Source organism: Pseudomonas sp. PWP3-1b2 (assembly GCF_049896045.1).
Taxonomy (GTDB): domain Bacteria; phylum Pseudomonadota; class Gammaproteobacteria; order Pseudomonadales; family Pseudomonadaceae; genus Aquipseudomonas; species Aquipseudomonas antarctica_B.
Window position 1 is genome coordinate 51,529 of record NZ_JAFCTN010000007.1, and the last position, 25,405, is coordinate 76,933.

General features: G+C 60.4%; 30 protein-coding genes. 17 read left to right on the top strand and 13 right to left on the bottom strand.

Going from position 1 to position 25,405, the window contains the following annotated elements:
• Positions 1-83: 83 nt before the first annotated feature.
• The gene (locus ACP7A2_RS06815) at positions 84-425 is read right to left on the bottom strand and encodes a zinc ribbon domain-containing protein YjdM (RefSeq protein WP_027617845.1); all 342 of its coding nucleotides are present in this window, start codon (positions 423-425) and stop codon (positions 84-86) included.
• Positions 426-593: 168 nt separating this feature from the next.
• On the bottom strand, positions 594-1,562 hold the full coding sequence (locus ACP7A2_RS06820) for a polyprenyl synthetase family protein (protein WP_426133596.1): 969 nt from the start codon (positions 1,560-1,562) through the stop codon (positions 594-596).
• 239 nt (positions 1,563-1,801) lie between these two features.
• Here ACP7A2_RS06820 and rplU point away from each other — a divergent pair, with 239 nt between their 5' ends.
• From rplU to ACP7A2_RS06855, 7 genes are all read left to right on the top strand, one after another.
• Positions 1,802-2,116, top strand: coding sequence for a 50S ribosomal protein L21 (rplU, locus tag ACP7A2_RS06825; protein WP_003176051.1), 315 nt, complete (start codon positions 1,802-1,804; stop codon positions 2,114-2,116).
• Between the two features lie 34 nt (positions 2,117-2,150).
• Complete coding sequence (rpmA, locus tag ACP7A2_RS06830; protein ID WP_003176049.1) at positions 2,151-2,408, top strand: 50S ribosomal protein L27; 258 nt, start codon at positions 2,151-2,153, stop codon at positions 2,406-2,408.
• Between the two features lie 194 nt (positions 2,409-2,602).
• Positions 2,603-3,826, top strand: coding sequence for an Obg family GTPase CgtA (gene cgtA / locus ACP7A2_RS06835; RefSeq protein WP_426133597.1), 1,224 nt, complete (start codon positions 2,603-2,605; stop codon positions 3,824-3,826).
• A 123-nt stretch (positions 3,827-3,949) separates the two neighbouring features.
• Entirely contained in the window at positions 3,950-5,068 is a 1,119-nt protein-coding gene (gene proB / locus ACP7A2_RS06840; protein WP_426133598.1) for a glutamate 5-kinase, read from the top strand.
• A gap of 18 nt (positions 5,069-5,086) precedes the next feature.
• Positions 5,087-5,551: a CreA family protein gene (locus ACP7A2_RS06845; RefSeq protein ID WP_426133599.1), complete on the top strand. Its 465-nt coding sequence runs from the start codon at positions 5,087-5,089 to the stop codon at positions 5,549-5,551.
• A gap of 101 nt (positions 5,552-5,652) precedes the next feature.
• The gene (locus tag ACP7A2_RS06850; protein ID WP_426133600.1) at positions 5,653-6,135 is read left to right on the top strand and encodes a glutathione peroxidase; all 483 of its coding nucleotides are present in this window, start codon (positions 5,653-5,655) and stop codon (positions 6,133-6,135) included.
• 339 nt (positions 6,136-6,474) lie between these two features.
• Positions 6,475-7,578 (top strand): NADH:flavin oxidoreductase, encoded by a 1,104-nt coding sequence (locus ACP7A2_RS06855; protein WP_426133601.1) that lies wholly within the window; start codon positions 6,475-6,477, stop codon positions 7,576-7,578.
• Here ACP7A2_RS06855 and ACP7A2_RS06860 read toward each other — a convergent pair.
• Both ACP7A2_RS06860 and cysZ read right to left on the bottom strand, forming a co-directional pair.
• The gene (locus tag ACP7A2_RS06860; RefSeq protein ID WP_426133602.1) at positions 7,547-8,749 is read right to left on the bottom strand and encodes a glycosyltransferase family 4 protein; all 1,203 of its coding nucleotides are present in this window, start codon (positions 8,747-8,749) and stop codon (positions 7,547-7,549) included. The genes ACP7A2_RS06855 and ACP7A2_RS06860 overlap by 32 nt on opposite strands.
• 54 nt (positions 8,750-8,803) lie before the next feature.
• Positions 8,804-9,568 carry a sulfate transporter CysZ gene (cysZ, locus tag ACP7A2_RS06865; protein ID WP_426133603.1) on the bottom strand — a complete coding sequence of 255 codons (765 nt, stop codon included), beginning with the start codon at positions 9,566-9,568 and terminating at the stop codon, positions 8,804-8,806.
• A gap of 282 nt (positions 9,569-9,850) precedes the next feature.
• Between cysZ and trxB the strand changes: the two genes are divergently transcribed.
• Entirely contained in the window at positions 9,851-10,813 is a 963-nt protein-coding gene (trxB, locus tag ACP7A2_RS06870) for a thioredoxin-disulfide reductase (protein ID WP_065885058.1), read from the top strand.
• Positions 10,814-10,979: 166 nt separating this feature from the next.
• Here the strand turns inward: trxB and ACP7A2_RS06875 are convergent, their stop codons facing one another.
• Genes ACP7A2_RS06875 through ACP7A2_RS06900 form a run of 6 tightly spaced genes read right to left on the bottom strand, consistent with a single transcriptional unit; the run spans position 10,980 to position 13,912 of the window.
• On the bottom strand, positions 10,980-11,318 hold the full coding sequence (locus ACP7A2_RS06875) for a HopJ type III effector protein (protein ID WP_426133604.1): 339 nt from the start codon (positions 11,316-11,318) through the stop codon (positions 10,980-10,982).
• Positions 11,311-11,607: a DUF1244 domain-containing protein gene (locus ACP7A2_RS06880; protein WP_426133605.1), complete on the bottom strand. Its 297-nt coding sequence runs from the start codon at positions 11,605-11,607 to the stop codon at positions 11,311-11,313. The genes ACP7A2_RS06875 and ACP7A2_RS06880 overlap by 8 nt, the downstream gene beginning before the upstream one ends.
• A gap of 22 nt (positions 11,608-11,629) precedes the next feature.
• Entirely contained in the window at positions 11,630-12,001 is a 372-nt protein-coding gene (gene folX / locus ACP7A2_RS06885) for a dihydroneopterin triphosphate 2'-epimerase (RefSeq protein WP_003194073.1), read from the bottom strand.
• Between the two features lie 2 nt (positions 12,002-12,003).
• Positions 12,004-12,564, bottom strand: a complete 561-nt coding sequence (folE, locus tag ACP7A2_RS06890) for a GTP cyclohydrolase I FolE (protein WP_426133606.1) — start codon at positions 12,562-12,564, stop codon at positions 12,004-12,006.
• A gap of 20 nt (positions 12,565-12,584) precedes the next feature.
• A complete protein-coding gene (gene folM / locus ACP7A2_RS06895; protein ID WP_426133607.1) occupies positions 12,585-13,295 on the bottom strand; it encodes a dihydromonapterin reductase in 711 nt (236 codons plus the stop codon).
• Between the two features lie 56 nt (positions 13,296-13,351).
• A complete protein-coding gene (locus ACP7A2_RS06900; RefSeq protein WP_426133608.1) occupies positions 13,352-13,912 on the bottom strand; it encodes an antibiotic biosynthesis monooxygenase in 561 nt (186 codons plus the stop codon).
• A 216-nt stretch (positions 13,913-14,128) separates the two neighbouring features.
• On the opposite strand from ACP7A2_RS06900, the gene ACP7A2_RS06905 reads away from it, so the two are divergent.
• On the top strand, positions 14,129-15,073 hold the full coding sequence (locus tag ACP7A2_RS06905) for a MerR family transcriptional regulator (protein ID WP_426133609.1): 945 nt from the start codon (positions 14,129-14,131) through the stop codon (positions 15,071-15,073).
• A gap of 14 nt (positions 15,074-15,087) precedes the next feature.
• On the opposite strand, the gene ACP7A2_RS06910 is transcribed toward ACP7A2_RS06905, so the two are convergent.
• Complete coding sequence (locus tag ACP7A2_RS06910; RefSeq protein ID WP_426133610.1) at positions 15,088-15,693, bottom strand: hypothetical protein; 606 nt, start codon at positions 15,691-15,693, stop codon at positions 15,088-15,090.
• A gap of 58 nt (positions 15,694-15,751) precedes the next feature.
• Positions 15,752-16,219: a PAS domain-containing protein gene (locus ACP7A2_RS06915; protein ID WP_426133611.1), complete on the bottom strand. Its 468-nt coding sequence runs from the start codon at positions 16,217-16,219 to the stop codon at positions 15,752-15,754.
• Positions 16,220-16,347: 128 nt separating this feature from the next.
• Here ACP7A2_RS06915 and ACP7A2_RS06920 point away from each other — a divergent pair, with 128 nt between their 5' ends.
• Positions 16,348-16,803 carry a flavodoxin gene (locus ACP7A2_RS06920; RefSeq protein ID WP_426133612.1) on the top strand — a complete coding sequence of 152 codons (456 nt, stop codon included), beginning with the start codon at positions 16,348-16,350 and terminating at the stop codon, positions 16,801-16,803.
• On the opposite strand, the gene ACP7A2_RS06925 is transcribed toward ACP7A2_RS06920, so the two are convergent.
• Positions 16,784-17,680 carry a LysR family transcriptional regulator gene (locus ACP7A2_RS06925; protein WP_426133613.1) on the bottom strand — a complete coding sequence of 299 codons (897 nt, stop codon included), beginning with the start codon at positions 17,678-17,680 and terminating at the stop codon, positions 16,784-16,786. The two genes, ACP7A2_RS06920 and ACP7A2_RS06925, sit on opposite strands and share 20 nt — an antisense overlap.
• A 98-nt stretch (positions 17,681-17,778) precedes the next feature.
• Between ACP7A2_RS06925 and ACP7A2_RS06930 the strand changes: the two genes are divergently transcribed.
• The 7 genes from ACP7A2_RS06930 to ACP7A2_RS06960 all read left to right on the top strand — a co-directional run bounded on the left by ACP7A2_RS06930 (position 17,779) and on the right by ACP7A2_RS06960 (position 25,400).
• Positions 17,779-18,165 carry a CidA/LrgA family protein gene (locus tag ACP7A2_RS06930; protein WP_426133614.1) on the top strand — a complete coding sequence of 129 codons (387 nt, stop codon included), beginning with the start codon at positions 17,779-17,781 and terminating at the stop codon, positions 18,163-18,165.
• Entirely contained in the window at positions 18,155-18,841 is a 687-nt protein-coding gene (locus tag ACP7A2_RS06935) for an LrgB family protein (protein ID WP_426133615.1), read from the top strand. Before ACP7A2_RS06930 ends, ACP7A2_RS06935 begins: the two co-directional genes overlap by 11 nt.
• Positions 18,842-18,982: 141 nt before the next feature.
• On the top strand, positions 18,983-19,765 hold the full coding sequence (locus ACP7A2_RS06940; RefSeq protein WP_426133616.1) for a class II aldolase/adducin family protein: 783 nt from the start codon (positions 18,983-18,985) through the stop codon (positions 19,763-19,765).
• Positions 19,765-20,667 carry an alpha/beta fold hydrolase gene (locus tag ACP7A2_RS06945; RefSeq protein WP_426133617.1) on the top strand — a complete coding sequence of 301 codons (903 nt, stop codon included), beginning with the start codon at positions 19,765-19,767 and terminating at the stop codon, positions 20,665-20,667. The genes ACP7A2_RS06940 and ACP7A2_RS06945 overlap by 1 nt, the downstream gene beginning before the upstream one ends.
• Positions 20,668-20,800: 133 nt before the next feature.
• The gene (locus tag ACP7A2_RS06950; protein WP_348060021.1) at positions 20,801-21,712 is read left to right on the top strand and encodes an SDR family oxidoreductase; all 912 of its coding nucleotides are present in this window, start codon (positions 20,801-20,803) and stop codon (positions 21,710-21,712) included.
• Positions 21,713-22,239: 527 nt separating this feature from the next.
• Entirely contained in the window at positions 22,240-24,015 is a 1,776-nt protein-coding gene (locus ACP7A2_RS06955; protein WP_426133700.1) for a DUF1302 domain-containing protein, read from the top strand.
• A gap of 26 nt (positions 24,016-24,041) precedes the next feature.
• Positions 24,042-25,400 (top strand): DUF1329 domain-containing protein, encoded by a 1,359-nt coding sequence (locus ACP7A2_RS06960; RefSeq protein ID WP_426133618.1) that lies wholly within the window; start codon positions 24,042-24,044, stop codon positions 25,398-25,400.
• Positions 25,401-25,405: the final 5 nt, after the last annotated feature.

Genomic DNA, 25,405 nt, shown 5'->3' on the forward strand with positions numbered 1-25,405 from the left:
AGTTTTCTGTGTGGATATTGCGTTCGATCAAGGCAGAGGGCGAAACGCCATCCCGCGGCGGGCGCGGGATGGAGGCAGCAGATTCAGACTTTTCGCACGAATTCGGACTTGAGTTTCATCGGGCCGATACCGTCGATCTTGCAATCGATGTCGTGGTCGCCATCGCACAGGCGGATGTTTTTGACCTTGGTGCCGACCTTCACAACGAGCGAGGTGCCTTTGACCTTGAGGTCTTTGATCACGGTGATGGTGTCGCCGTCCTGCAGGACGTTGCCCACAGAGTCTTTCTTCACGGTTTCATCGCTGGCTGCTTCGGCCTCGCCATTGGCGGACCACTCATGGGCGCATTCCGGGCAGATCAGCTGGGCGCCGTCTTCGTAGGTGTATTCGGAATTGCATTTCGGGCAGGGTGGCAACGTGCTCACTAAAGCTCCTTGAGAGTCAGGATGGCTAAAAGTCGCACATTATATAGGGTTTTAGATTCGGGCGGGGTGAGACGCGGTCAAATGTGGAAGCTGGCTTGCCTGTGACAGCGGCAGTGAATCCACTGAAGTCATCGCAGGCAAGCCAGCTCCCACATGAATCGGCGCAAATCAGTGAGTACGCGCGACTGCAAACTCACTCAGCTCAACCAGCGCATCCCGGTATTCGCTGGCAGGCAGGGCGTCCAGGCACTTGATGGCACGCGCTACATAGTCACGCGCCAATTGTGCGGTGTATTCCAGGGAACCCGAGGCTTCCACCGCAGCGCGGATGGCCTCCAGGTCTTCGATCCCGCCTTTCTGAATCGCCTTGCGCACCAGGGCAGCCTGTTCCGGCGTGCCTTCGCGCATGGTGTAGATCAGCGGCAGGGTCGGTTTGCCCTCGGCCAGGTCGTCACCGACGTTCTTGCCCAGGGTCTCGGCGTCGCCTTTGTAGTCGAGCAGGTCGTCCACCAGCTGGAACGCAACACCCAAGTGATCGCCGAACGTACGCAGCGCTTCGAGTTGCTCTGGCGTCGCTTTGCACAGGGCCGCGGCGCTGTGGGTCGAAGCTTCGAAGAGCATCGCGGTTTTGCCGCGGATCACTTCCATGTAGGTTTCTTCGGTGGTGCTGGCGTCGCGCACCTTCGACAGCTGTAACACTTCGCCTTCAGCGATGATGCGCGTGGCCTGTGAAAGAATTTTCATCACCGGCATCGAGCCCAGTTCGACCATCATTTCGAACGAGCGCGAGTACAGGAAATCGCCGACCAGAACACTGGGCGCATTGCCCCACATCGCGTTGGCAGTCTCGCGGCCACGGCGCATGCCCGACATGTCGACCACGTCGTCATGCAGCAAGGTGGCGGTGTGCAGGAATTCAATGGTGGCGGCGAGCAGGCGCAGGTCATCGCCTTCGCGGCCCAGGGCCTTGCCGCACAGCAACACTAATAAAGGACGCAGGCGTTTGCCGCCGGCCGACGTAATGTAGTCGCCAATTTTGGAGACCAGCGGCACTTTAGAAGTCAGCTGCTTCTTGATGATGACGTCGACGGCGCTAAAATCGTCCGCGACCGCGCGGTAGAAGGCTTGGGGTTGCATCAGCGACAGTCGCTCCAGAAGGGTTGCGCGGCATGCTAGGACCCACGCCCGGCACTGTCAAGGCGCGATGGACGGCCCCTTGCAAGGCTTCCTTACCTTGCGTACAATCGCGCACCCTGAACTTCCTGGGCAGCACCTGCCTTACGCAATTGCATTAGGGACGTCCATCCCATGCAGCCATGCCAGCCAATACCTCTTCTTATAAAGAGCTGGGTGAGCAGGATTATCGGAGAAATACCATGTCGTACGCAGTAATTGTTACTGGTGGCAAGCAATACAAGGTCGCCCCAGGTGAATACCTGAAGATCGAAAAACTGGAAATCGCTACCGGCGAATCCGTTACCTTTGATCGCGTTCTGTTGGTCGCCAATGGCGATGACGTGAACATCGGCGCTCCAGTCGTTGCTGGCGCTACCGTTGTGGCTGAAGTGATCTCCCAAGGTCGTCACGATAAAGTCCGCATCATCAAGTTCCGTCGTCGTAAGCACCACATGAAGCGTATGGGCCACCGCCAGTGGTACACCGAGATCAAAATCACCGGTATTCAGGCTTAATTTCAGCCTAATTCCTCACTAGGAGAATTGACTCATGGCACACAAAAAAGCTGGTGGTAGTACCCGTAACGGTCGCGACTCAGAAGCCAAACGCCTTGGCGTTAAGATGTATGGCGGCCAGAAAATCATTCCGGGCAACATCATCGTGCGTCAGCGCGGCACCCAATTCCACGCCGGTTACGGTGTTGGCATGGGTAAAGATCACACCCTCTTCGCTAAAATCGAAGGCGTGATCAAGTTTGAAGTAAAGGGCGCTTTCAACCGCCGTTACGTGAGCGTTGTCGCCGCTTAATTGCGCGATCGCTGGAAAAGCCCTGTCTCGCGACGGGGCTTTTTCGTTTGTGGAGTGAGTCTCTTGCAAAGCTGTTTGTGATGGGCTCAGGCGCTGGATAGGCGGTCGTTTTCTGAGGTCGCTGCGCTCATTTTTGCAAGAGTCTTATGTCTTGGTTTTTTTAAGCTCGTCCGTGCGACGAGAGGCGTTTTGTTATGAAGTTCGTTGATGAAGTTTCCATCCGAGTAAAAGCAGGCGACGGCGGTAACGGTTGCATGAGTTTCCGCCGCGAAAAATTCATCGAAAACGGTGGCCCCAACGGCGGTGACGGCGGTGACGGCGGTTCCATCTACATGATGGCCGACGAAAACCTCAACACCCTGGTCGACTACCGTTACACCCGGCACTTCGATGCCGAGCGTGGCTCCAACGGCGGCAGCACCGACTGCACCGGTAAAAAAGGCGAAGACCTGGTACTGCGCGTACCGGTTGGCACCACGATCATCGACTCCGCTACCCAGGAAGTCATTGGCGACCTGACCAAGGCTGGCCAGAAGCTGATGGTTGTGCAGGGCGGCTGGCACGGTCTGGGTAACACCCGATTCAAGTCCAGTACCAACCGTGCACCACGCCAGACCACGCCAGGCAAGCCGGGCGAGCAGCGTGACTTGAAGCTGGAAATGAAAGTACTCGCCGACGTAGGTCTGCTGGGCCTGCCAAATGCCGGCAAAAGTACCTTCATTCGCTCGGTCTCGGCCGCCAAGCCGAAAGTAGCCGACTACCCGTTTACTACCCTGGTGCCAAACCTGGGCGTGGTCAGCGTAGACCGCTGGAAAAGCTTTGTGATCGCCGATATTCCTGGCCTGATCGAAGGGGCTTCCGACGGCGCAGGCCTGGGCATTCGCTTCCTCAAGCACTTGTCGCGTACCCGTTTGCTGCTGCACCTCGTCGACATGGCGCCGCTGGATGACACCAGCGCACCGGATGCCGCCGAAGTGATCGTCAGCGAGCTGACCAAGTTCAGCCCGGCCCTGGCCGAGCGTGATCGTTGGTTGGTGCTGAACAAGTGCGACCAGATTCTTGAAGAAGAGCACGACGCGCGCGTCAAGGAAATCGTCGACCGCCTGGAATGGACTGGCCCGGTCTACGTGATCTCGGCCATCGCCAAAGAAGGCACCGAGCGCCTGACCCGCGACATCATGCGCTACCTCGAAGACCGTGCTGACCGCCTGGCGGCTGACCCGGTATTCAAGGCTGAACTGGCTGAGCTCGATCAGCAGATCGAAGACGAAGCCCGCGCCCAGTTGCAGGCGCTGGACGACCAGCGTGCCCTGCGTCGCAGCGGCGTGAAGTCGGTCCATGACATCGGTGACGACGATTGGGACGAAGAAGACGTAGATGACGAAGACGGTCCGGAAATCATTTACGTGCGCGACTGATTCGTTGCAGTAAACTTAAGCGCCGCTCTCTGGAGCGGCGTTTTGGTATCTGGGATTCGGTAGCCACGAATAACGTTTTGGGTGGCGCTGGGTCGCGCAGCCCTCACTCTAAGGTTGAAGATGATGCGGAGCAAAGTGACAGGTGCGCAGCGCTGGGTCGTAAAGATCGGAAGTGCGCTGTTGACGGCGGATGGCAAAGGTCTGGATCGCGCAGCCATGAGCGTCTGGGTTGAGCAGATGGTGGCTTTGCATGAGGCCGGTGTGGAATTGGTGCTGGTATCGTCCGGGGCTGTTGCGGCCGGCATGAGCCGCCTCGGCTGGACCGCGCGACCCAGCGCGATGCACGAGCTGCAAGCCGCCGCCGCCATCGGCCAGATGGGCCTGGTGCAAGCCTGGGAATCCAGCTTTGCCGAGCACGGCCGCCACACTGCGCAGATTCTGCTGACCCACGACGACTTGTCCGACCGCAAGCGCTACCTTAACGCCCGCAGTACCTTGCGCGCATTGGTGGAGCTGAAGGTCATCCCGGTGATCAACGAAAACGACACGGTGGTCACCGACGAAATCCGTTTCGGCGACAACGACACCCTCGCAGCGCTGGTGGCCAACCTGGTCGAAGCCGACCTGTTGGTGATCCTCACCGACCGCGACGGCATGTTCGACGCCGACCCGCGCAATAACCCCCAAGCCCAGCTTATTTATGAGGCGCGCGCCGATGACCCGGCGCTGGACGCCGTGGCCGGCAGTGTGGGCGGCGCCCTGGGCCGTGGCGGTATGCAGACCAAGCTGCGTGCAGCACGTTTGGCGGCCCGCTCCGGTGCGCACACCATCATCGTCGGCGGGCGCCTCGAGCGCGTGCTGGATCGCCTCAAGGCGGGTGAACGCATCGGAACGCTGCTGTCGCCGGAACGCGGCATGCTCGCGGCGCGCAAACAATGGCTGGCCGGTCATCTGCAAACCCGCGGCACTCTGGTGCTGGACGCCGGCGCTGTGTCTGCGCTGTCTCAGGGCCACAAGAGCCTGCTGCCGGTGGGCGTCAAGTTGGTGCAGGGCAGCTTCCGCCGTGGCGAAATGGTGGTGTGCGTAGCGCCCGACGGCCGTGAAATTGCCCGTGGCCTGGCCAACTACAGCGCCCTTGAAGCGCAGAAAATCATTGGACAATCCTCAGAAGCGATTGTCGGACTATTGGGTTATATGGCGGAACCGGAACTGGTTCATCGCGACAACCTGATCCTGGTCTGAAAACAAAGGGAATAAACCATGCGTTCATTGAAGTTAGTGCTCGGACTGCTGTTAGCGATGCCCGTGCTGGCGTCGGCTGAAGAGATTGCCCAGGTGTCGACCGTGTTCAAGTTTGTCGGCCCCAACGACCGGATTGTGGTCGAAGCGTTTGATGACCCCAAGGTTGACGGCGTGACCTGCTACCTGTCGCGCGCCAAGACCGGCGGCGTTAAAGGCGGCCTTGGGTTGGCTGAAGACCGCGCTGAAGCCTCGATTGCCTGCCGTCAGGTAGGTCCGATCCACTTCAAGGGCGAACTCAAGGACGGCGACGAAGTGTTCAAGGAGCGCACGTCGCTGGTGTTCAAGACCATGCAGGTGGTGCGTTTCCTCGACAAGAAGCGCAACACTTTGGTTTACCTGGTCTACAGCGACCGTTTGATCGAAGGCAGCCCACAGAACGCCGTGACTGCAATTCCTATTTTGCCTTGGCCAACCGCGCAGTAACCGGTGGGCGAGTTTTTCACTCGGCGTCTATGATTGCAGGCTTGTGGTCTGTAATCTCGACAGGCCGCAATGCGAAGAACATGGGATATCTGGAGTTCGTCATGAGTGCTTTCCACGACCTGAAACTCAAAGCTTTAGACGGTCATGAGCTGCCGCTGGCGCCCTTCAAGGGGCAAGTTATGCTGGTGGTCAACGTGGCCTCCAAATGTGGCTTGACCCCGCAATACGCGGCGCTGGAAACCCTCTACCAGCAATACAAGAACAAGGGCTTTACCGTGCTGGGCCTGCCGTGCAACCAGTTTGCCGGCCAGGAGCCGGGCACCGAGGAAGAGATCCAGGCGTTTTGCAGCCTGAATTATGGCGTAACGTTCCCGCTGGGCAGCAAGCTCGACGTGAATGGCCCTGATCGCCACCAGCTCTACCGCCTGCTGGCGGGCGAGGGCGCCGAGTTTCCCGGAGACATCACCTGGAACTTCGAGAAATTCCTGCTGGGCAAGGACGGCCGGGTGCTGGCGCGTTTCTCACCCCGCACTGCCCCGGATGATCCCACCATCATCCAGGCCATCGAAAAAGCCCTGGCCTGATTCGCGGATTTGCCGCGGCAGCGGGCCTGCTTTGGCAAGCGAGCCTGCTGTGGCAATCTGGCTTGTTGTGGCGAGCGGGCTTGCCCCGCGTTGGGCTGCGAAGCAGCCCCAATAAACCCACCACGGTTCTTCAGACACTCCAAGGTGCATGCTTTCGGGGCCGCTTCGCGCCCCAACGCGGGGCAAGCCCGCTCGCCACAATTAGCCCGCTCTCCACAAGTCAGTGCCAACCGGGCTTTCCTGCTTTTACCCCTTAATCACCCAGATCAATAGTGCTATCAAGCACGCTGCGCACACCATATTATCCGCATCATAAACCCTCTTCCGTGGAGTGCCCCCATGTCTGTCCAAGCTTTGTTCAAACCCTTCCAGCTCGGCGCACTGCAACTGTCGACCCGCGTGGTCATGGCGCCGATGACCCGCTCGTTCTCCCCAGGTGGCGTGCCCAACTCCAAGGTCATTGAGTACTACCGCCGCCGCGCCGCGGCGGGCGTGGGCCTGATCATCACCGAAGGCACCGTAGTGGGCCATCCGGCGTCCAACGGTTACCCGAATGTTCCGCATTTCTACGGTGAGGCCGCGCTGGCCGGCTGGAAGAAAGTGGTCGACGCGGTGCACGCCGAAGGCGGCAAGATCGTCCCGCAGCTGTGGCACGTGGGCAGTGTGCGCCGTATCGGCACTGAACCGGACGCCAGCGTGCCGGCCTACGGCCCGATGGAAAAACTCAAGGACGGCACTGTTGTCGTCCACGGCATGACCACCCAAGACATCAAAGACGTGATCAACGCCTTCGCCCAAGCTGCCAAGGATGCCCAAAGCATTGGCATGGACGGCGTCGAGATTCACGGCGCCCACGGCTACCTGGTCGATCAGTTTTTCTGGGAAGGCACTAACCAGCGCACCGACGAATACGGCGGCAGCCTGGCCAACCGTTCGCGTTTTGCCATCGAGCTGATCCAGGCCACCCGCGCCGCTGTCGGCCCGGACTTCCCGATCATTTTCCGATTCTCCCAATGGAAGCAGCAAGACTACACCGCGCGCCTGGTGCAAACCCCGCAAGCCTTGGGTGAATTCCTCAAGCCTTTGTCTGACGCCGGTGTGGATATTTTCCACTGCTCCACCCGCCGTTTCTGGGAGCCTGAATTCGAAGGTTCCGACCTCAACCTGGCCGGCTGGGCCCGTCAGCTCACTGGCAAGCCGACCATCACCGTCGGCAGCGTCGGCCTGGACGGCGAGTTCCTGCAGTTCATGGTCAATACCGACAAGGTCGCGCAACCGGCCAGCCTGGAAAAACTGCTGGAGCGCCTGAACAACGACGAGTTCGACCTGGTTGCCGTGGGCCGTGCCCTGCTGGTAGATCCGGATTGGGCGGTGAAAGTGCGTGAAGGGCGTGAAGGCGACATCCTGCCCTTCAGTCGTGAGGCGTTGACGACCCTGGTGTAAGGGGCGACAGGACGGGCACCGGGTGCCCGTCCTTGCACACTCCACGCAACTGCCGTTCAAACTGCTCGATAATCGCCGGCCAACCCTGGCGGCTCGCATGTTGGCGAGCATTCAAGCGCATGCGGCGCAAGCCTTCCGCGTCTTCCAGCAGCCAGTTGGCCGCATCGCAAAAAGCCCCCTCATCCCCCGGCATCGCCAGCACGCCGTTGTAGCCATGGCGAATATGCTGGGTCGCAGCCGCCTGGTCGTAGGCGACCACACCCAAACCCGAAGCCATGGCTTCCAGCACCACGTTGCCGAAGGTTTCAGTCAGGCTGGGGAACAGGAACACGTCGCCCGAGGCGTAATGCCGTGCCAGCTCTTCACCGCGCAACGTGCCGCAGAAAATCGCCTCCGGCAACTCCTTCTCCAGCATCGATCGCTGCGGGCCATCGCCGACGATGATCAGTTTCATCTGGCGCTGGGGATAGGTGTGTTGCAAGGTCTCGAAGCAGCGTTTAAGCAGCCCCAGGTTCTTTTCCTGGGCCAGTCTTCCCACATGCAGCACAGCGATTTGCTCACTGTTCAACGCCCAGCTTTCACGCAGCGCGTGATCGCGCTTGGCCGGGTGAAACAATTGGCTGTCGACCCCGCGGGACAACATGCCCAGACGCTCGAAACTGCGCCGCTCCAGCTCCAGGCGCTGGCTCGTGCTCGGCACCAGGGTCAAGGTCGAGCGGTTGTGGAACCAACGCAAATAGTGGGTCACCAGACGGCTCAGCATGCTCAAGCCGTATTGGTTCGAATACTGCTGAAAGTTGGTGTGAAACCCACTGACCACGCCTATTCCCAGGCGCCGTGCCGCGCGCAAGGCGGACAAGCCCAGCGGCCCTTCCGTGGCGATATACAGCACGTCCGGGCGCTGACGGGTCCAGCGTCGCATTAATTTGTGCATCGACGACTGGCCCCATTGCAGGCCCGGGTAACCCGGTAGCGGCCAGCCGCGGCACAGCAGCAAGCCGTCATCGCTGGGGCGGCTCTGATCGACACCCTGTCGCGGGCGCACCAGTTCGACCTGATGGCCGCGTGCGCGCAAGCCGTCACACAGGCGGCCAAGGGTATTGGCCACCCCGTTGATCTCTGGCGGGAAGGTTTCGGTGATCAGGGTGATGTGGAGCGAGGCTGTCGTCATGACCCACAGTGTCACTGTGGGCCATGTCGTCATTGTGTCATCGGGATGATGGATTTATGACTTGGCGATAGCCTGCCGTGTCATCGCCTCGGCCCCTTGCTCACGCACCCAGAACAAGGTGGCGCCAGCAACGGCCGCCGGCATCATCAGCAGGTTCACCACCGGCACCAGCAACACCAGGTAAACGATGCCGCCAAAGCTCATGCTTTGCCAGCGCTTCTGGCGCAGCCAGGCGAGCATTTCGTTCCAGCCCAGCTTGTGGTTGTCCGCCGGGTAGTCGATGTACTGGATCGCCATCATCCACACGCCAAACAGCAGCCACAGCGGCGCCGCGATCAGGTTGACCACTGGAATGAACGACAGGATAAACAGGCCGATGGCCCGTGGCAGGAAGTAGCCCAGCTTGCGCATTTCCCGGGACAAAGTACGCGGCACCATGGCGATCAATTCGCCCCAGCTGAACGCCGGGAAGTCGTCGGTGCCACGCACCACCACTTCAACTTTCTCCGAGAGAAAGCCGTTGAACGGCGCCGCGATGATATTGGCCAGCATGGTGAAGGTAAAAAACACCATCAGCACCACCAGCACCACAAACAATGGCCACAGCAGGTAATTCAAAAAGCTCAGCCAACTCGGCAGCGTCGGCATCAAGTGGTCGACCCACAGGCTGAACTGGTGGCCGGCGAAATAGATCAAGCCGACGAACAGCATCAGGTTGATCGCCAGCGGCAGCAGCACAAACGCGCGCAGGCCAGGGCTCAACACCAGTTTGAGACCTTCGCGCAGGTATTGCGGGCCGGAAAGAGCAGGGGCAGGCATGGAAAACTCCGAGCAATGGGCGAACGCGCAGACCTTACCGGCTTTGCCTTGGCGGTGGAAGCGGCGACATCAACGGTAACAATGGCTTCGATTAATGAGGCCGACGGCATAGAGACCGCCTATGAGCTGGATTGTTATTGCGTATTTCCTTAATCTTGCCCCCCTCGATACGCTGCACCCATTATTTTTCAGGGCCTGCGAGTTCAAGCACTTCCCCAAGTGTTTCGCGGTCCTTTTTTATTCCAGCCGCCTTGTTGTCCGGGCGGTCGATAGGAGTGAGTCATGTCTGATACCCGTCATTCGCGAGTGATTATTCTCGGTTCCGGCCCTGCCGGTTACAGCGCTGCCGTCTACGCTGCCCGGGCCAACCTCAAGCCGCTGCTGATCACTGGCATGCAGGCGGGCGGTCAATTGACCACCACCACCGAAGTCGACAACTGGCCGGGCGACGTCCACGGCCTGACCGGCCCGGTGCTGATGGAACGCATGAAAGAACACGCCGAGCGCTTTGAGACCGAGATCGTCTTTGACCACATCAACAAGGTCGATTTCTCCAAGAAGCCTTACAGCCTGACCGGCGACAGCGGCGTCTACACCTGTGACGCGCTGATCATCGCCACTGGCGCCAGCGCCCGTTACCTGGGCCTGCCGTCGGAAGAAGCGTTCATGGGCAAAGGCGTTTCCGCCTGCGCGACCTGCGACGGTTTCTTCTATCGCAACAAGCCCGTCGCTGTAGTCGGTGGCGGCAACACGGCCGTGGAAGAGGCGCTGTACCTGGCCAACATCGCCAGCACCGTGACCCTGGTTCACCGCCGCGAAACCTTCCGCGCCGAGAAAATCCTGATCGACAAGCTGCACGCCCGTGTCGCTGAAGGCAAGATCATCCTCAAGCTCAACGCCACCCTGGACGAAGTCCTGGGTGACAACATGGGCGTGACCGGTGCTCGCCTGAAAAACAACGATGGCAGCTTCGACGAGCTGACCGTTGACGGCGTATTCATCGCCATCGGCCACACCCCGAACACCTCGCTGTTCGAAGGCGTGCTGGAAGCCAAAGACGGTTATCTGGTGGTGCAGGGCGGCCGTGAAGGCAACGCGACTGCGACCAACATCGAAGGCATTTTTGCTGCCGGTGACGTGGCTGACCACGTGTACCGCCAGGCCATCACCTCGGCCGGCGCCGGTTGCATGGCGGCCCTGGATGCCGAGCGTTACCTCGACGGGTTGAAGGACGCTTCGTTCTAAACCGTTGAAAAAAAAAAACCGGCTGAGAGGCCGGTTTTTTTATGTCCACAATTTAATCAGCGCCGCAGTTCAAATGTGGGAGCTGGCTTGCCTGCGATAGCGGTGGAACAGGAACAACCCCCACGCAGGCAAGCCCGGAACCACAGTGACCGTATTGCAAATTGAATCAGCGGCGGGTCAGGGGCTGTGCGGTGAATTTCACACCGGCCAAACCATGCGCAATCAGCGCGCGGATATTGGCGTGGTCTGTGCCTTCCGGCGTTGCCACGACAGAGCGGTAATGCTCACCAAACGCCAGCAACGCTTCCTGGTCACTCAACCCTTCCAGCAACGCCAGGCCCAGCGTCTTGCACGAGCCTTCGTTTTGCCCGGCAGCATTCTCTACATCGCCGTTAGTGAAAGCTTGCGGCTGATACGCGTAACCAGCAGCCACAAAAGCCAAGGTCTCGGCAAACGCGTGTTCGCCGCTGTTGAGGCTGGCGCGCAGGGTGTTCAGGTCAGTCATGGGTTTTTCCTTTGGCGAACGCGGCCTGTTGGTCGGCGCTGGCTTCTCTCTGGTATTGAGCTTTCCACTCGGCGTACGGCATGCCGTACACCACTTCACGGGCGTCATCGAGGCTCAGCTCGATCTGGCGTTCGTCGGCCTCGGCCTTGTACCACTTGGATAGGCAGTTACGGCAGAAACCGGAGAGGTTCATCAGGTCAATGTTCTGCACGTCCTTGCGGCTGTCCAGGTGCGCCACCAGTCGGCGGAAGGCGGCGGCTTCGAGTTCGAGGCGTTGTTGATCGTTCATAAGGCTCACTGAAAATTCGGGGTTAGCGGCTGGCCGCCAGGGTAATTGAAACTGATTCGGCAAAGCGCAGCGCGTGGGGTTTGTCCACTTCGACTTCGGCGTACAGCACCGACTCGTTGCTCATCACCAGGTCGAGCAATTCCTGGGTCAGGCGCTCCAGCAGGGCGAAGCGATTGCCTTCGACGTGAGCAATGATCGCCTTGGTGATGGTGCGGTAGTTCAGCGCGTGGTCGATATCGTTGTCGCGCACGGCTTCCTGGGCGGCATACAGGATGGTCAGGTTGATCAGCACATCCTGCTTGTTGAGGATCTCGTCCTCGTTGATGCCGATAAAGGTGCGCAGGCAAAGGTCCTTGACCCGGATGCGCGCCATGCCTGGTTGAAGTTGTGGCATTGCTACTTGCTCCGTCCGATCAGTTGCAGGAACTCCATGCGCGTGGTGTTCGACTCGCGGAACGCGCCGAGCATCACCGAGGTGTTCATGGTTGAATTCTGTTTTTCCACACCGCGCATCATCATGCACATGTGCCTGGCTTCGATCACCACCGCGACGCCATCGGCCTGGGTGACCTGCTGGATCGCGTCGGCGATCTGCCGCGTGAGGTTTTCCTGGATCTGCAGGCGCCGTGCGTACATGTCGACAATGCGCGCCAGCTTCGACAGGCCCAGCACTTTGCCGGTCGGAATATAGGCCACGTGGGCCTTGCCGATAAAGGGCAGCAGGTGGTGCTCGCACAGCGAATACAGTTCGATGTCCTTGAGGATCACCATCTCGTCATTGTCGGACGCAAACAGCGCGCCGTTGACGATTTCATCCAGGTTTTGCTCGTAGCCATGACACAGGTACTGCATGGCTTTGGCAGCACGCTTGGGGGTGTCGAGCAGGCCTTCGCGTTCCGGGTCTTCGCCCAGGCCCTTGAGGATTTCGCGGTAGTGTTGGGGCAGGGACAAGGTCATACAACATCCTCACAAACGGCTTACTTGATATGCCGCCCGCCGTTGACGGTCAGGGTGGTACCGGTGACATAGGGGTTGTCCAGCAGGTAACGCACGCTCTGGTAGATCACTTCGGGCCCTGGCTCGATGCCCAGTGCCGCCTTGGCCAGGACGTTGGCGCGGTAAGCCGCGTCATCGCCTTCATTAAACATCACCATCGCCGGGGCAATGCCGTTGACCTTGATCAGCGGCGCGAATTGCGCAGCAAACGATAACGTGAGGCTGTCGAGCCCGGCCTTGGTGGCGCAGTAGGCAATGTGCTGGCGGCTGCCCTTGCGCACCACGTCGTCGCTGATATGCACGATATCGGCGGGTGTTGAGCGTTTCAGCAAGGGTGAACAATGCAGGTTGATCAGGTAAGGCGCAAGCATATGCACGCTGAACATGTCACAGAACGCACGGCTTTCGTCGCCCGGCGTTTCTGCGACCCACGCCGAGGCATTGTGGATGATCGCGCGCAGGCTGTCGGTCCGGGTGTTAAGCGTCGCAATGAACGCGAGAATTCCTGCTTCGCTGGAGAAGTCGGCAAACACACCGACCGCGCCGCGCTTGCGCAGGGCTTCAACGCCTGGGCGCTCGCTGCGGTAGCTGAAAATCACCGCGTAGCCCTCGTCGAGCAAGCGCTCGGCGCAGTGCAGGCCGACACGCTGGCCGGCACCGGTGATCAGGATCGGGGCGTCTGTTGCAGTCATGGGAGGCTCACGTCGCTGGCAGGTGGAAACTATACCAGCGACATGCGGCCCTGTACTCAAGCGGCGGCTTCGGCAACCTTGGCCGGTGGTGGCGCAGGGTGCAGCCAGCTCGCCAACAGGTGAGTGGACAGCGGGATGAAGCAGTAAACCATCAGCGGCGTGAGTGCCAGGGTGCTCACCAGTACGCGGCTGAACAGGTCCAGTTCGTTAAGCAATGAACCCAGACCGAAGTTAAACAGCAGCGACACCGGGAAAAACGCCAGCCAGATTGCCACCGCCTGTTTCCAGCGCGGCGGGCGTACGCCTGCTGCGCCAAACCAGCCATCGATGCCACTGACGCGGTGCTCGGACGGGTCGGCAAACAACTCGCTGCCACGGCTCAACCAGGCACTGCGCGAGGCAGAGAACTCCCAGGCATGCAGGGTTTTTTCGTCGGCGAAGCGGAAGATAATCTGAAATTCATCGTCATGGGGCGGCGGAGCCAGCACACCGGAACCCAAATAGCCGGGGAAGTCAGTGGCCAATTGCTCGCCTTCGCGCAGCCAGGCCATCAGCTCTTCGTAGCGCCCTTTTGCCACGCGGCGCGCAACCATCAAAGTGACGGGGGAGGTAGACATTGTGTATCTCCATATAAGACGGGTGCGCTGAACCGGATAGGTGGCGCACGAACGACGCTGCGGGGTGTTGCAGCGACGTGGAAAAAACAGGCAAGGATTATTCCTGTTTTGAGAAATTACGCCAGCGGCATCCGTCGATTGGCGTTGGACCTTGAATGGAGGGCCGGAAACTGCGCTAAATAGCACCCAATCCGACTCCAGCGTATCCGATCTCTGATGCCCGAAATTATTGCTCCCCGGCGTGAAAAGACGCATGACAGTGTCATCGACGCTGAACAGCTCTTTCCGATTCGCGAGGTTTCCCGTCTGACCGGCGTAAACCCCGTCACATTGCGTGCCTGGGAGCGCCGTTATGGACTCATTCAGCCCACGCGCACCGAAAGTGGGCATCGGCTGTATTCAAGCGCCGATATCGACACCGTGCACCGTATTCTCGACTGGATCGAACGCGGCGTGTCGGTGAGCAAGGTGGGCAAGATCCTCGCACGTGATGAATTGCACAGCGAATCGCCAACGGCATCGCGTATTGATACCGAACTGGAGTGGCAGCAGTGGCAAACGCGATTGCGCCTGGCGATCAACGCATTTGATGACCGCCAACTGGACCGGTTGTACGGCCAGATTTTCTCTGCGTACTCAACGGCCGTGGTGTTTCAAGACATCCTGATGCCGCTGTGGCAGCAACTGTTGCGCCATCACGGCGGCTTCGGCCAGGCCAGCGAGTGGCTGTTCTTCGACAACTTTCTGCGCTCGCGTACCGCCTATCGTCTGCAAATGGCCTGCGCTTCGGCGACACCGCGGGTGTTGTTGGCTGCCATCGTCGGGGAGTGCCGTGAGCTGGAATTACTGGTTGCGGGTTTATTGATCGGCAGCGAAAAGCTCGCCGTCAAAGTGTTGGGGGTTGGCCAGCCGTTCGATGAGTTGACGCTGGTCTGTGAAAAGACCCGGCCGCAAGCGCTTGTGCTGTTTTCCAATCGAGCCCCTGTCAGCGAGTTGCCGACGCGGCTTAAACGCCTGGCAATGACACTGGATTGCCCGTTACTGCTGGCCGGGGATGCGTCGGACCTGGCAGAAGACAGCCTGGCGGGTTCGTCGATTGGCTGCCTGGGCAACGACGCACGGTTAATGCAGCGCCGTTTGCAGCAGTGTCTGAATGGCTAACTGGATACCTGATTTCAGGCATGGACGTGCGGGTGCACCAAACGATGCTGGTGCAGGATGAACTGGCGCAGCCGCTCGATTTCATCGGAGTCACTCTGGCTCAGGCGGTAGGCAAACAAGCCCCGCGCAGTTTCCCGCTCCAGCGTGCCGCGCAGTGCAATACGCTCGTAGCCGGACGGGCTGAACCACAGGGAAAAGGTTTTTGGCGCCTTGATCCGGCCGCGAATCTCGATCAGCACGCCCTTGAATGACACCTCATGCACCCACAGCGCCGCCGGGTTGCCCCTGACGTTCTCCAGGGCCACCGGCGTTTCCAGCGCCAGGCGCCAGGGCCGAATCATCGGCCCGTCTTCGAAAATGCTCGGCACGCCCAACCGCAAATGCACCGCATGAAACTCGTCTTCCACCAAATGCAGCGGGAAGGTGAGCTGCTGGTTATCGAACTGGGCTTGAATGGTGACGTGGTCGTGAGCGGCGAGCCGGGTGAGCAAATCGCGAATCTGTGCACCGCCGTTGACGGTCAGGCTCGACCACGCATCCCGCACGTTAAGCTGCGGGTTGTGCTGCATGTCCTGGATGAAATCCAGTTCGTCCTGTGTCAAGAGAGTGTCGCGGTGCATTGACGTAGCTCAAGGCTGGGGCATTAAAAAGCCATTATCGCTGTAAAGGCCGAATTTTCTACAACTTGTTAATTGCACTCGCCGCTTGCAGGGCTGCCAGTTGCTCTTGCAGCTCTGCCACCTGGGCTTCCAGCTGGGCCACGCGTTGTTGAGCCTTCACCTGTGTGGTGACGTCTTTTTGCACGCCGACGAAGTACGTCTGCTTGTCCGCCTCGTTATAAACCGTCGAAAGCGACAGTTCGTTCCAGAAGTGCGTGCCGTCCTTGCGGTAATTACGCAGGGTTTGCCGGCAGGAACCGCCCTTGTCGAGGGCTTCACGAATGGCGGCCAACGCGACCTGGTCGCGATCACCGGACTGCAGAAAACGGCAGTCCTGATACAAGATGTCGTCCAAGGTGTAACCGGTCATTCGCTCGAAGGCTGGGTTGACGTAGATCACCGGCTTGTCCCGGCCTTCTCGTTCGGCAACGACGATGCCGTCGTTGGAAGCGTTGATGACGATTTGCATCAGCGTGGCGTTAATCATAAAGCGGTCCATGGCATGTGTCGGCGCTTGGAGTGTATGGCAACTATTGAATGTTGCGCCGAGCGCGCTGAAATATTTGCGTCAGCTGCTAATATCCCACGCTTTCGCTCAACCACAGGATCAGATTGATGAAAGTCGCCATCCTTTCCGGCTCGGTGTACGGCACGGCTGAAGAAGTCGCCCGCCACGCCGCCGGTATCCTCAACGCGGCCGGTTTTGAAGCCTGGCACAACCCGCGCGCTACCCTGGCTGACGTGCAGGCCTTCGCCCCGGAGGCGTTTCTGGCGGTGACGTCGACCACCGGCATGGGCGAGCTGCCTGACAACCTGCAACCGCTTTATTCGATGATTCGCGACCAGTTGCCCGCCGCCTGGCGTGGCCTGCCGGGCGCCGTGATCGGCCTGGGCGATGCGAGCTACGGCGACACCTTCTGCGGCGGTGGCGAACAGATGCGCGAATTGTTCGGTGAGCTGGGCGTGCGTGAAGTGCTGCCGATGCTGCGCCTGGACGCCAGCGAAAGCGTCACCCCGGAGTCCGATGCCGAGCCGTGGCTGGCTGACCTGGTTACTGCACTGCGCGGTTGACCGGAAACTCGCGCAGCAATGCCAGCCAGGCTTGGGCGGCTTTCGACAGATAGGCGCCCTCGCGCCAGATAAAGGCAATGTCCCAGCGCAAGTATTCCGGTGCCTTGAGCGTGAGGCGTACCACACCGGGGCGCATCAAACCCCGCGCGACCACGCTGGGCAGCAGCACCACGCCTTGCCCGGCGGCGACCAGCGCGACCAGAAAATCCGCCTGGCCGCTGCGCCCGATTTCCTTCGGCGTGAAGCCCAATTGCTGACAGGCCTGCATCAAGCGGTCGTTGAGCACAAAACTGCGCTGGTACATCAGGAACGGCGTGTCCGCCAATTCCTCCAGGCGTACCTGTGCGTTTTGCGCCAGGGGATGGTCCATCGGCAGCAAGGCATCCAGCGGCTCATCGCAGAAGGCTTGCCAGGCGAAGGCCGGATTATTGGGCATCAGGCTGCCGCCCACCTCCAGCTCACCGCTCAAAATCGCCTGCTCAATATTGCGGCTGCCGCCTTCCAGCAGTTGGATAGTCACATTGGGGTAACGCCTGCGGTACTCGGCGTACAGCCCGGCGAACAGCGTATCGCCGGCCAGCAACGGCAAGCCCAGGCGCAGCTCGCCACGGGTGAGTTGCCTCATGTCATCCAACTCGCTGAGCAACTCGGTCTGCAGCCGCAGCATGGCCTCAGCGCGCTGCAACACCACCTCACCGGCGGCGGTCAGGCGAATCTGTGAGCCCGCGCGCTCCAGCAAGGGCGTGCCCAGGCTTTGCTCCAGTTGCGCCACCTGTTTGCTGACGGCGGACTGGCTGATGTGCAGGGTTTTGCCCGCTTGGGTAAAACCACCACGGTGGATGACTTCGACAAAGCTGCGCAGCTGTTTGAATTCCATCGACATGATTCCAGTTTGGAATAGCTGGCAGTCTAACAATTCGCTGTGGGTATGGGGGCGGCCTCTTTAAACTGGGCGCCTGCGAGGAGCCATAGCTTATGAAACGTCTCACCCTCCAACACCTTGGCCGCCTGCTGATGGAACTGGTCGTGCTGCTGGCTATTTATCTACTCGGCTGCCAACTGGCCGCCTGGCTGGCCTGGCCGATACCTGGTGGCGTGGTGGGGCTGGGCATGTTGTTGGCGGCGTTCGCCAGCGGTCTGGTCAAGCCTGCGGCACTGGAGTTGGGCGCAGGCGTATTGATGGCCGAGATGCTGTTGTTTTTTATCCCGGCGCTGATGAGCCTGCTCGATTACGGTGGCCTGGTGCGCACTGAGGGCTGGCGCATCATGCTGGTGATCGGCCTCAGCACGCTCTCGGTGATGCTGGTCACGGCGTTCACCGTGGAACTCGTCTGCCGCTGGAAGCTGCGCCATGAAGCTTGAGCTGATGCCGGTGTTCTGGCTCGCCCTGACCCTGGGCGCTTACCTCTTCAGCCGCTGGATCTACCTGCGTACCGGGCGCTACCTGCTCTCGCCGCTGATTCTGGTCCCGGCGCTGTTGCTGGCCGTCGCCGTGCCGATGAAAACCGCCTACGCCGAATACGCCACCGACACCCACTGGCTGATGCTGGTACTGGGCCCTGTCACCGTGGCGTTTGCCGTGCCGATCTGGCAACAACGACGCTTGCTGGCGCGCCACTGGTCAGCCTTGCTGCTGGGCATGATTGCCGGCAGCGCGGTGTCCATCGCCACCTCGTTCGGCCTGGCCAAGGCGTTGGCGCTGGACAGTTCGGTGACGATGTCGCTGGTGCCGCGCTCGATCACCACGCCATTTGCCATGCCGGTGTCGTCCGACCTCGGCGGCGTGCCGGAACTCACGGCCGTGTTCGTGATGTTCACCGGTGTGTTTGGCGCCATGCTGGGCGGCGTGTTGCTCAAGTGGCTGCCCTTGCGTACGCCGCTGGCACGCGGCGCGTTGTTTGGCGTGGGCGCACACGGCGCGGGTGTCAGCCGCGCGCGGGAAGTGGGCAGCGAAGAGGGCTCGGTCGCGGGCTTGGTGATGGTGTTGACGGGCTTGCTCAACCTGTTCGCCGCGCCTTTATTGGCGGCGCTTCTCTGACGTTATATGGACTACGCTCATGGATGACTCGCTCAGTCATCAAGCTGGCTGCGAAGGCGACTACTTTGCGTGACGGCGCCTGTCTAGACTGACCTCTCACTCAAAAAAACAATAAGAACGAGCACCAAGGAGGTCGTTGCCGTGAGTCTAGCCCCCATCCTGTCGTCACAGAATGTCAAAGATCAGGTCAGCGCAGCCGAGTGGCAGGCGCGTGTCGACCTTGCCGCGTGCTATCGCCTGGTGGCGTTGCACGGTTGGGACGACCTGATCTTCACGCACATCTCGGCCAAGGTGCCGGGCACCGATGATTTCCTGATCAACCCCTACGGGCTGATGTTTCACGAGATCACCGCATCGAGCCTGGTCAAGGTCGATCAGGCCGGCAACAAACTGATGGACAGCCCCTACGAGATCAACCCGGCGGGCTACACCATCCACAGCGCTATCCATGAAGTGCGCCACGACGTGACGTGCGTGATCCACACCCACACGGCGTCCGGCGTCGCCGTTTCCGCGCAGAAGCAGGGCGTGCTGCCCATCAGCCAGCAATCCATTTTTGTCTTGTCGAGCCTGGCGTATCACGCCTACGAAGGCGTGGCGCTGAACCCTGAAGAAAAGGCGCGCCTGCAGGCGGACCTTGGCGACAACAATTTCCTGATGCTGCACAACCACGGGCTGTTGACCTGCGGCGGCACCATCGCCGATACCTTCCTGATGATGTTCACCTTCCAGCGCACCTGCGATATCCAGGTGCTGGCGCAGAACGGTGGGGCAGCGTTGATCGCCATCGAGCCGCAGATTCTTGCCGGCGCCAGAGCAATGGTGGCAGCTGTCACAAAGAGTACTCAAGGTATGGGAGGCGCGCTGGCCTGGCCGGCGTTGCTGCGTAAATTGGACAGCCAAGACCCCGGGTATAAAAGCTGATGCCACTCGCCGAAATCCCGCTCAGAGCCTGGCGCAAACGCAGCCAGGCGTTCGTCTTTCGTGGTCGCACCATTCGCTACTGGGTGGCCGGGCAGGGCGAGCCGCTGCTGTTGATCCATGGCTTCCCCACGGCCAGTTGGGACTGGCATTACCTGTGGCAACCCCTGGCCCAGCGCAACCTGGTGATCGCCTGCGACATGCTCGGTTTCGGCGCGTCGGCCAAGCCGGTGGATCACGACTATTGCCTGCTGGAACAGGCCGACCTGCAACAGGCGCTGCTCGAGCACCTGCGCGTGGAGCAGCCGGTGCATGTGTTGGCCCATGACTACGGCGACAGCGTGGCTCAGGAGTTGTTGGCGCGCCATTACGAGGGTCGCTTTCAGATGGCCAGCTGTGTGTTCCTGAATGGGGGGCTGTTTCCTGAAACCCATCGTTCGGTGCTGGTGCAAAAACTGTTGCTCAGCCCGCTGGGCTGGATGATCGGACGCGCCTTCAGGCGTACTGCGTTATCGGACAGCTTCAGCCAGATTTTCGGCCCGAATACGCGGCCCAGCGAGAGCGCGCTGGATGATTTCTGGAGTTTGATCAACTGCAACGACGGGACGCGCATCCTGCATAAACTTATCAACTACATCCCGCAGCGCCGGCGGATGCGTGAGCGTTGGGTGGCCGCCATGCAGCGCGGCGAAGTGCCGTTGCGGGTGATCGATGGCGAGGTTGATCCCATCTCCGGTGCGCACATGGTTGAGCGTTATCACGAGCTGGTGCCGCATCCCGATACAGTGTTGCTGGCGAACATCGGCCACTACCCGCAGATTGAAGCGCCGGTGCTGGTGCTCAAGCATTACCTGGCGTTTCGCGAGCGGATCGCGGGGCCTGTGAGGGAGTTGGCGTGTTTGTGATGCCTGATTGCGGCTCCCACCCAATCATCCCGCTGCCTTATCAAGCACCATTCAGCCTCGGCCGACTTTATTGTGACCAACGCCTGTGTGCCTGACACTCACCCCATTCCCATTGTCGCCAGCGGAGTTCGGTATGAGTGAGTCAGTGCAGTTCAAGGATAAGGTCGTGATCGTCACCGGTGCCGGCGGCGGGTTGGGCCGTGCCCATGCGCTGCTGTTCGCCAGGCACGGGGCCAAAGTGCTGGTCAACGACCTTGGCGGTTCCACCCAGGGCGAGGGCGCCAATGCCTCGGCGGCTGACCGCGTAGTGGCTGAAATCCGTGAGGCAGGCGGCATTGCCGAAGCCAACCACGATTCCGTCACCGACGGTGACAAGATCGTGCAGAACGCCCTCGACGTGTTCGGTCGCATCGACGTTGTGGTCAACAACGCCGGCATCCTGCGCGACAAGACCTTCCACAAAATGGAAGACGGCGACTGGGACCTGGTTTACCGGGTGCATGTCGAAGGCGCGTACAAAGTCACCCGCGCTGCCTGGCCACACCTGCGCGAGCAGGGTTATGGCCGGGTGATTTTTACCGCGTCCACCTCGGGCATCTACGGCAACTTCGGCCAGTCCAACTACGGCATGGCCAAGCTTGGCCTGTATGGTTTAACCCGCACCCTGGCGTTGGAAGGGCGCAAGAACAACATCCTGGTCAACGCCATCGCCCCCACTGGCGGCACGCGCATGACCGAAGGCCTGATCCCGCCGCAGGTGTTCGAACGCCTCAAGCCGGAACTGGTCAGCCCGCTGGTGGTGTTCCTGGGCAGCGAAGCCTGCCAGGAAACTTCAGGGCTGTTTGAAGTGGGCGGTGGCTGGATCGGCAAGACTCGCTGGGAACGCAGCCTCGGTGTGGGGTTTGACCCTGAGGCGGGTTTCTCGCCGGATGACGTGGCGGCGCATTGGGCGCAGATCTGCGATTTTGAAGGCGCGGCTCACCCCAAGGACACCATCGAAGCGTTGAAGGAGATGATGGCCAACTTGCAGAAATTCAGCCTCTGATCGTTGCTTGAACGGTGTTGAATCCTGCGGGGCGCTGATGGCGCCCCGTTTTATTTCAGGCATAAAAAAGGCCGCTGCAAAGGCAGCGGCCGAAGTAAGACGTTGGATCAAGGAGCGACAAATCAACGTCAGTGAACAGCGGTAATAGATTGAAAAATGGATCAATCTATTGGAATCAGACTTTTCCGGCAGTTGTGCCAGCGGGCCATTTGCCCTGAAAGCCCGGCAAGAATAGCCGCTTGTAACAAAATGAGTAATAGCAGTTCAGGACAAGGACTGTTGCATAATCCGTAACGATCGTTCCCGTGCACCGCGTGGCAATGCGCGTTCAAGCACGCGCTATCCATTCTCCTGATACCGGTTCATCTATCCGGTCCATGGCCCCGCCCAAACCCCGGCCAGAGGGCCTGTTAATCCTTTCGAGCGACAACACGAATACCTCCTTGGTGCGCTTATCCCTCCCGAAAGGCGGCAGTAGGGTGGGGCCTTCTGTCACTCACCGGGGAAGACGCATGACAAAAACAACAATGCGCGCCATCTTCACGCCACAGGCGCTCGCTGCGGCGGTTGCGCTGGGGTGCTGTGCCCAGGCGCAGGCTGTGTCGTTCAACATTGGCGAGATCGAAGGGCAATTCGATTCTTCGCTGTCGGTCGGCGCCAGTTGGGGCATGCGCGACGCCGACAAGAAGCTGGTGGGCACTCCCAACGGCGGCACCGGGCAGGCGTCCACCGGGGATGACGGGCGGTTGAACTTCAAGAAAGGCGAGACCTTCTCGAAAATCTTCAAAGGCATTCACGACCTGGAGCTCAAGTACGGCGACAGCGGCGTGTTTGTGCGCGGCAAGTACTGGTACGACTTCGAGTTGCAGGACGAAGACCGCGAATTCAAACAAATCAGCAATAACCACCGCGACGAGGGAGCGCGCTCGTCCGGCTACGAGCTGCTCGACGCCTTCGTCTATCACAACTATTCCATCGGCGACCAGCCGGGCAACGTGCGCGTGGGCAAGCAGGTGGTGAGCTGGGGTGAGAGTACGTTTATCGGTAACTCGATCAACAGCATCAACCCCATCGACGTCTCCGCGTTTCGCCGTCCGGGCGCCGAAATCAAGGAAGGCCTGATTCCGGTCAACATGCTGTTCGCTTCCCAAAGTCTGACCAACCAGTTATCCGTTGAAGGGTTCTACCAACTGAACTGGGAAAACACCGTACTGGATAACTGCGGCACCTTTTTTGGTGGCGATGTGGCTGCCCACGGCTGCAACAACAACTACACCGTCGGCAGCCCGGCGATTGCGCCGCTGCAACCGGTGGCGGCGGCCTTCGGCCAGGGCTTTCAGGTCACCCGTGAAGGCGTGGTGGTGCAGCGTGCCAAGGACCGCGAGGCGCGCGATGGCGGCCAGTTCGGCGCGGCCTTGCGCTGGCTCGGCGATGACACCGAGTACGGCCTGTACTTCATGAATTACCACAGCCGCACGCCCACCGTGGGTACCCTCACCGCTAACACCAGCCTGGCCACCATCGGGCGTATTGCCGCCACTGCCAATGCCATCGCACCCGGCTCCGGCGCAGGCCTGGCTCAAAGCACCATGCTCGGGCGTGGCCAGTACTACCTCGATTACCCGGAAGACATCCGCCTGTATGGCGCGAGCTTCTCCACCACCTTGCCTACCGGCACGGCATGGACCGGCGAAATCAGTTACCGGCCGAATGCGCCGGTGCAGCTCAACACCACCGACCTGACCCTGGCGCTGGTCAACCCGATCTCCGGCAACACCGCCTCGCCAATCCGCAGTTCGTTCGGCTCGGACAACGCCGGTTACCGCCGCAAGGAAATCACCCAGATCCAGAGCACCATGACCCAATTCTTCGACCAGGTACTGGGCGCCTCACGCCTGACGTTGGTGGGCGAGGCGGCGTTCGTGCACGTCGGTGGGCTGGAAGACAAATCCCAACTGCGCTACGGCCGCGACTCGGTGTACGGCGCCTACGGGTTTCAGGGCGATACCGACGGTTTCGTCACGGCCAACTCCTGGGGTTATCGCGCCCGGGCCATCCTTGACTACAACAACGTGTTTGCCGGGGTGAACCTCAAGCCCAACCTGTCCTGGTCCCATGACGTCAGCGGCTATGGCCCCAACGGCATTTTCAACGAAGGCTCCAAGGCCATCAGCGTCGGCGTGGACGCGGACTACCGCAACACCTACACCGCGAGCCTGAGCTACACCGACTTTTTTGGCGGCGACTACAACACCCTGACCGACCGCGACTTCCTCGCCCTCAGCTTCGGCGTGAACTTCTGATCTGGCTTAAAGAAGGACAAGAATCTATGCGTAAGCTATTTGCAGTGATGGCCCTGAGCTTGCTCGCCGCTCAGGTAATGGCGGCGGTCTCACCCGAAGAGGCTGCCAAGCTCGGTACCACCTTGACCCCGGTCGGCGCCGAAAAAGCCGGCAACGCCGACGGCTCGATCCCGGCCTGGACCGGCGGCATCCCCAAAAACGCTGGCGCGGTGGACAGCAAGGGTTTCCTCGCCGACCCGTTCGCCAGTGAAAAACCGCTGTTCGTAATCACCGCCGCCACGGTCGACAAGTACAAGGACAAACTCTCCGACGGCCAGGTGGCGATGTTCAAACGCTACCCCGAAACCTACAAGATCCCGGTGTACCCGAGCCACCGCACGGTCAACCTGCCGCCGGACATCTATGAGTCGATCAAGCGCAGCGCGCTGAACGTCAAAACCATCAACGACGGTAACGGCCTGGAAAACTTCACCGGCAACCGTTATTACGCATTTCCGATTCCGAAGACTGGCGTGGAGGTGCTGTGGAACCACATCACCCGCTACCACGGCGGCAACCTGCGCCGCATCATCATCCAGGCGACTCCGCAGACCAACGGCAGCTACACGCCGATTCGCTTCGAGGAAGAAGTGGCGGTGCCCCAGGCCATCCCGGATATCGACCCGGCCAAGGCGGCTAACGTGCTGAGTTACTTCAAGCAATCGGTCACCGCGCCGGCACGCTTGGCGGGCAACGTGCTGCTGGTGCACGAAACCCTGGACCAGGTGAAGGAACCGCGCCTGGCCTGGATCTACAACGCCGGCCAGCGCCGTGTGCGCCGCGCGCCGCAAGTGTCGTATGACGGGCCGGGCACCGCCTCGGACGGCCTGCGCACCACCGATAACTTCGACATGTTCTCCGGCGCCCCCGACCGTTACGACTGGAAACTGGTGGGCAAGAAAGAGATGTACATCCCCTACAACAGCTACAAGCTCGACTCGCCGACGCTCAAATACGACGACATCATCAAGGCCGGGCATATCAACCAGGACCTCACCCGCTATGAGCTGCACCGCGTGTGGGAAGTGGTAGGCACCGTGAAGCCGAGCGAGCGGCATATCTACGCCAAGCGCCACATGTACATCGACGAAGACAGCTGGCAGGTTGCGCTGGTGGATCACTACGACGGCCGTGGCCAACTGTGGCGCATCGCTGAGGGCCATGCGCAGTTTTACTACGACCATCAAGTGCCGGCGTACACCGTGGAAACGCTGTACGACATCATTGCCGGGCGCTACATCGCGCTGGGGATGAAGAACGAGGAGAAGCACAGTTTCGTGTTTGGCTTTGCGGCAAAGGCGGCGGATTACACCCCGGCGGCGCTGAGGTCCGAGGGCGTTCGCTGATGCTC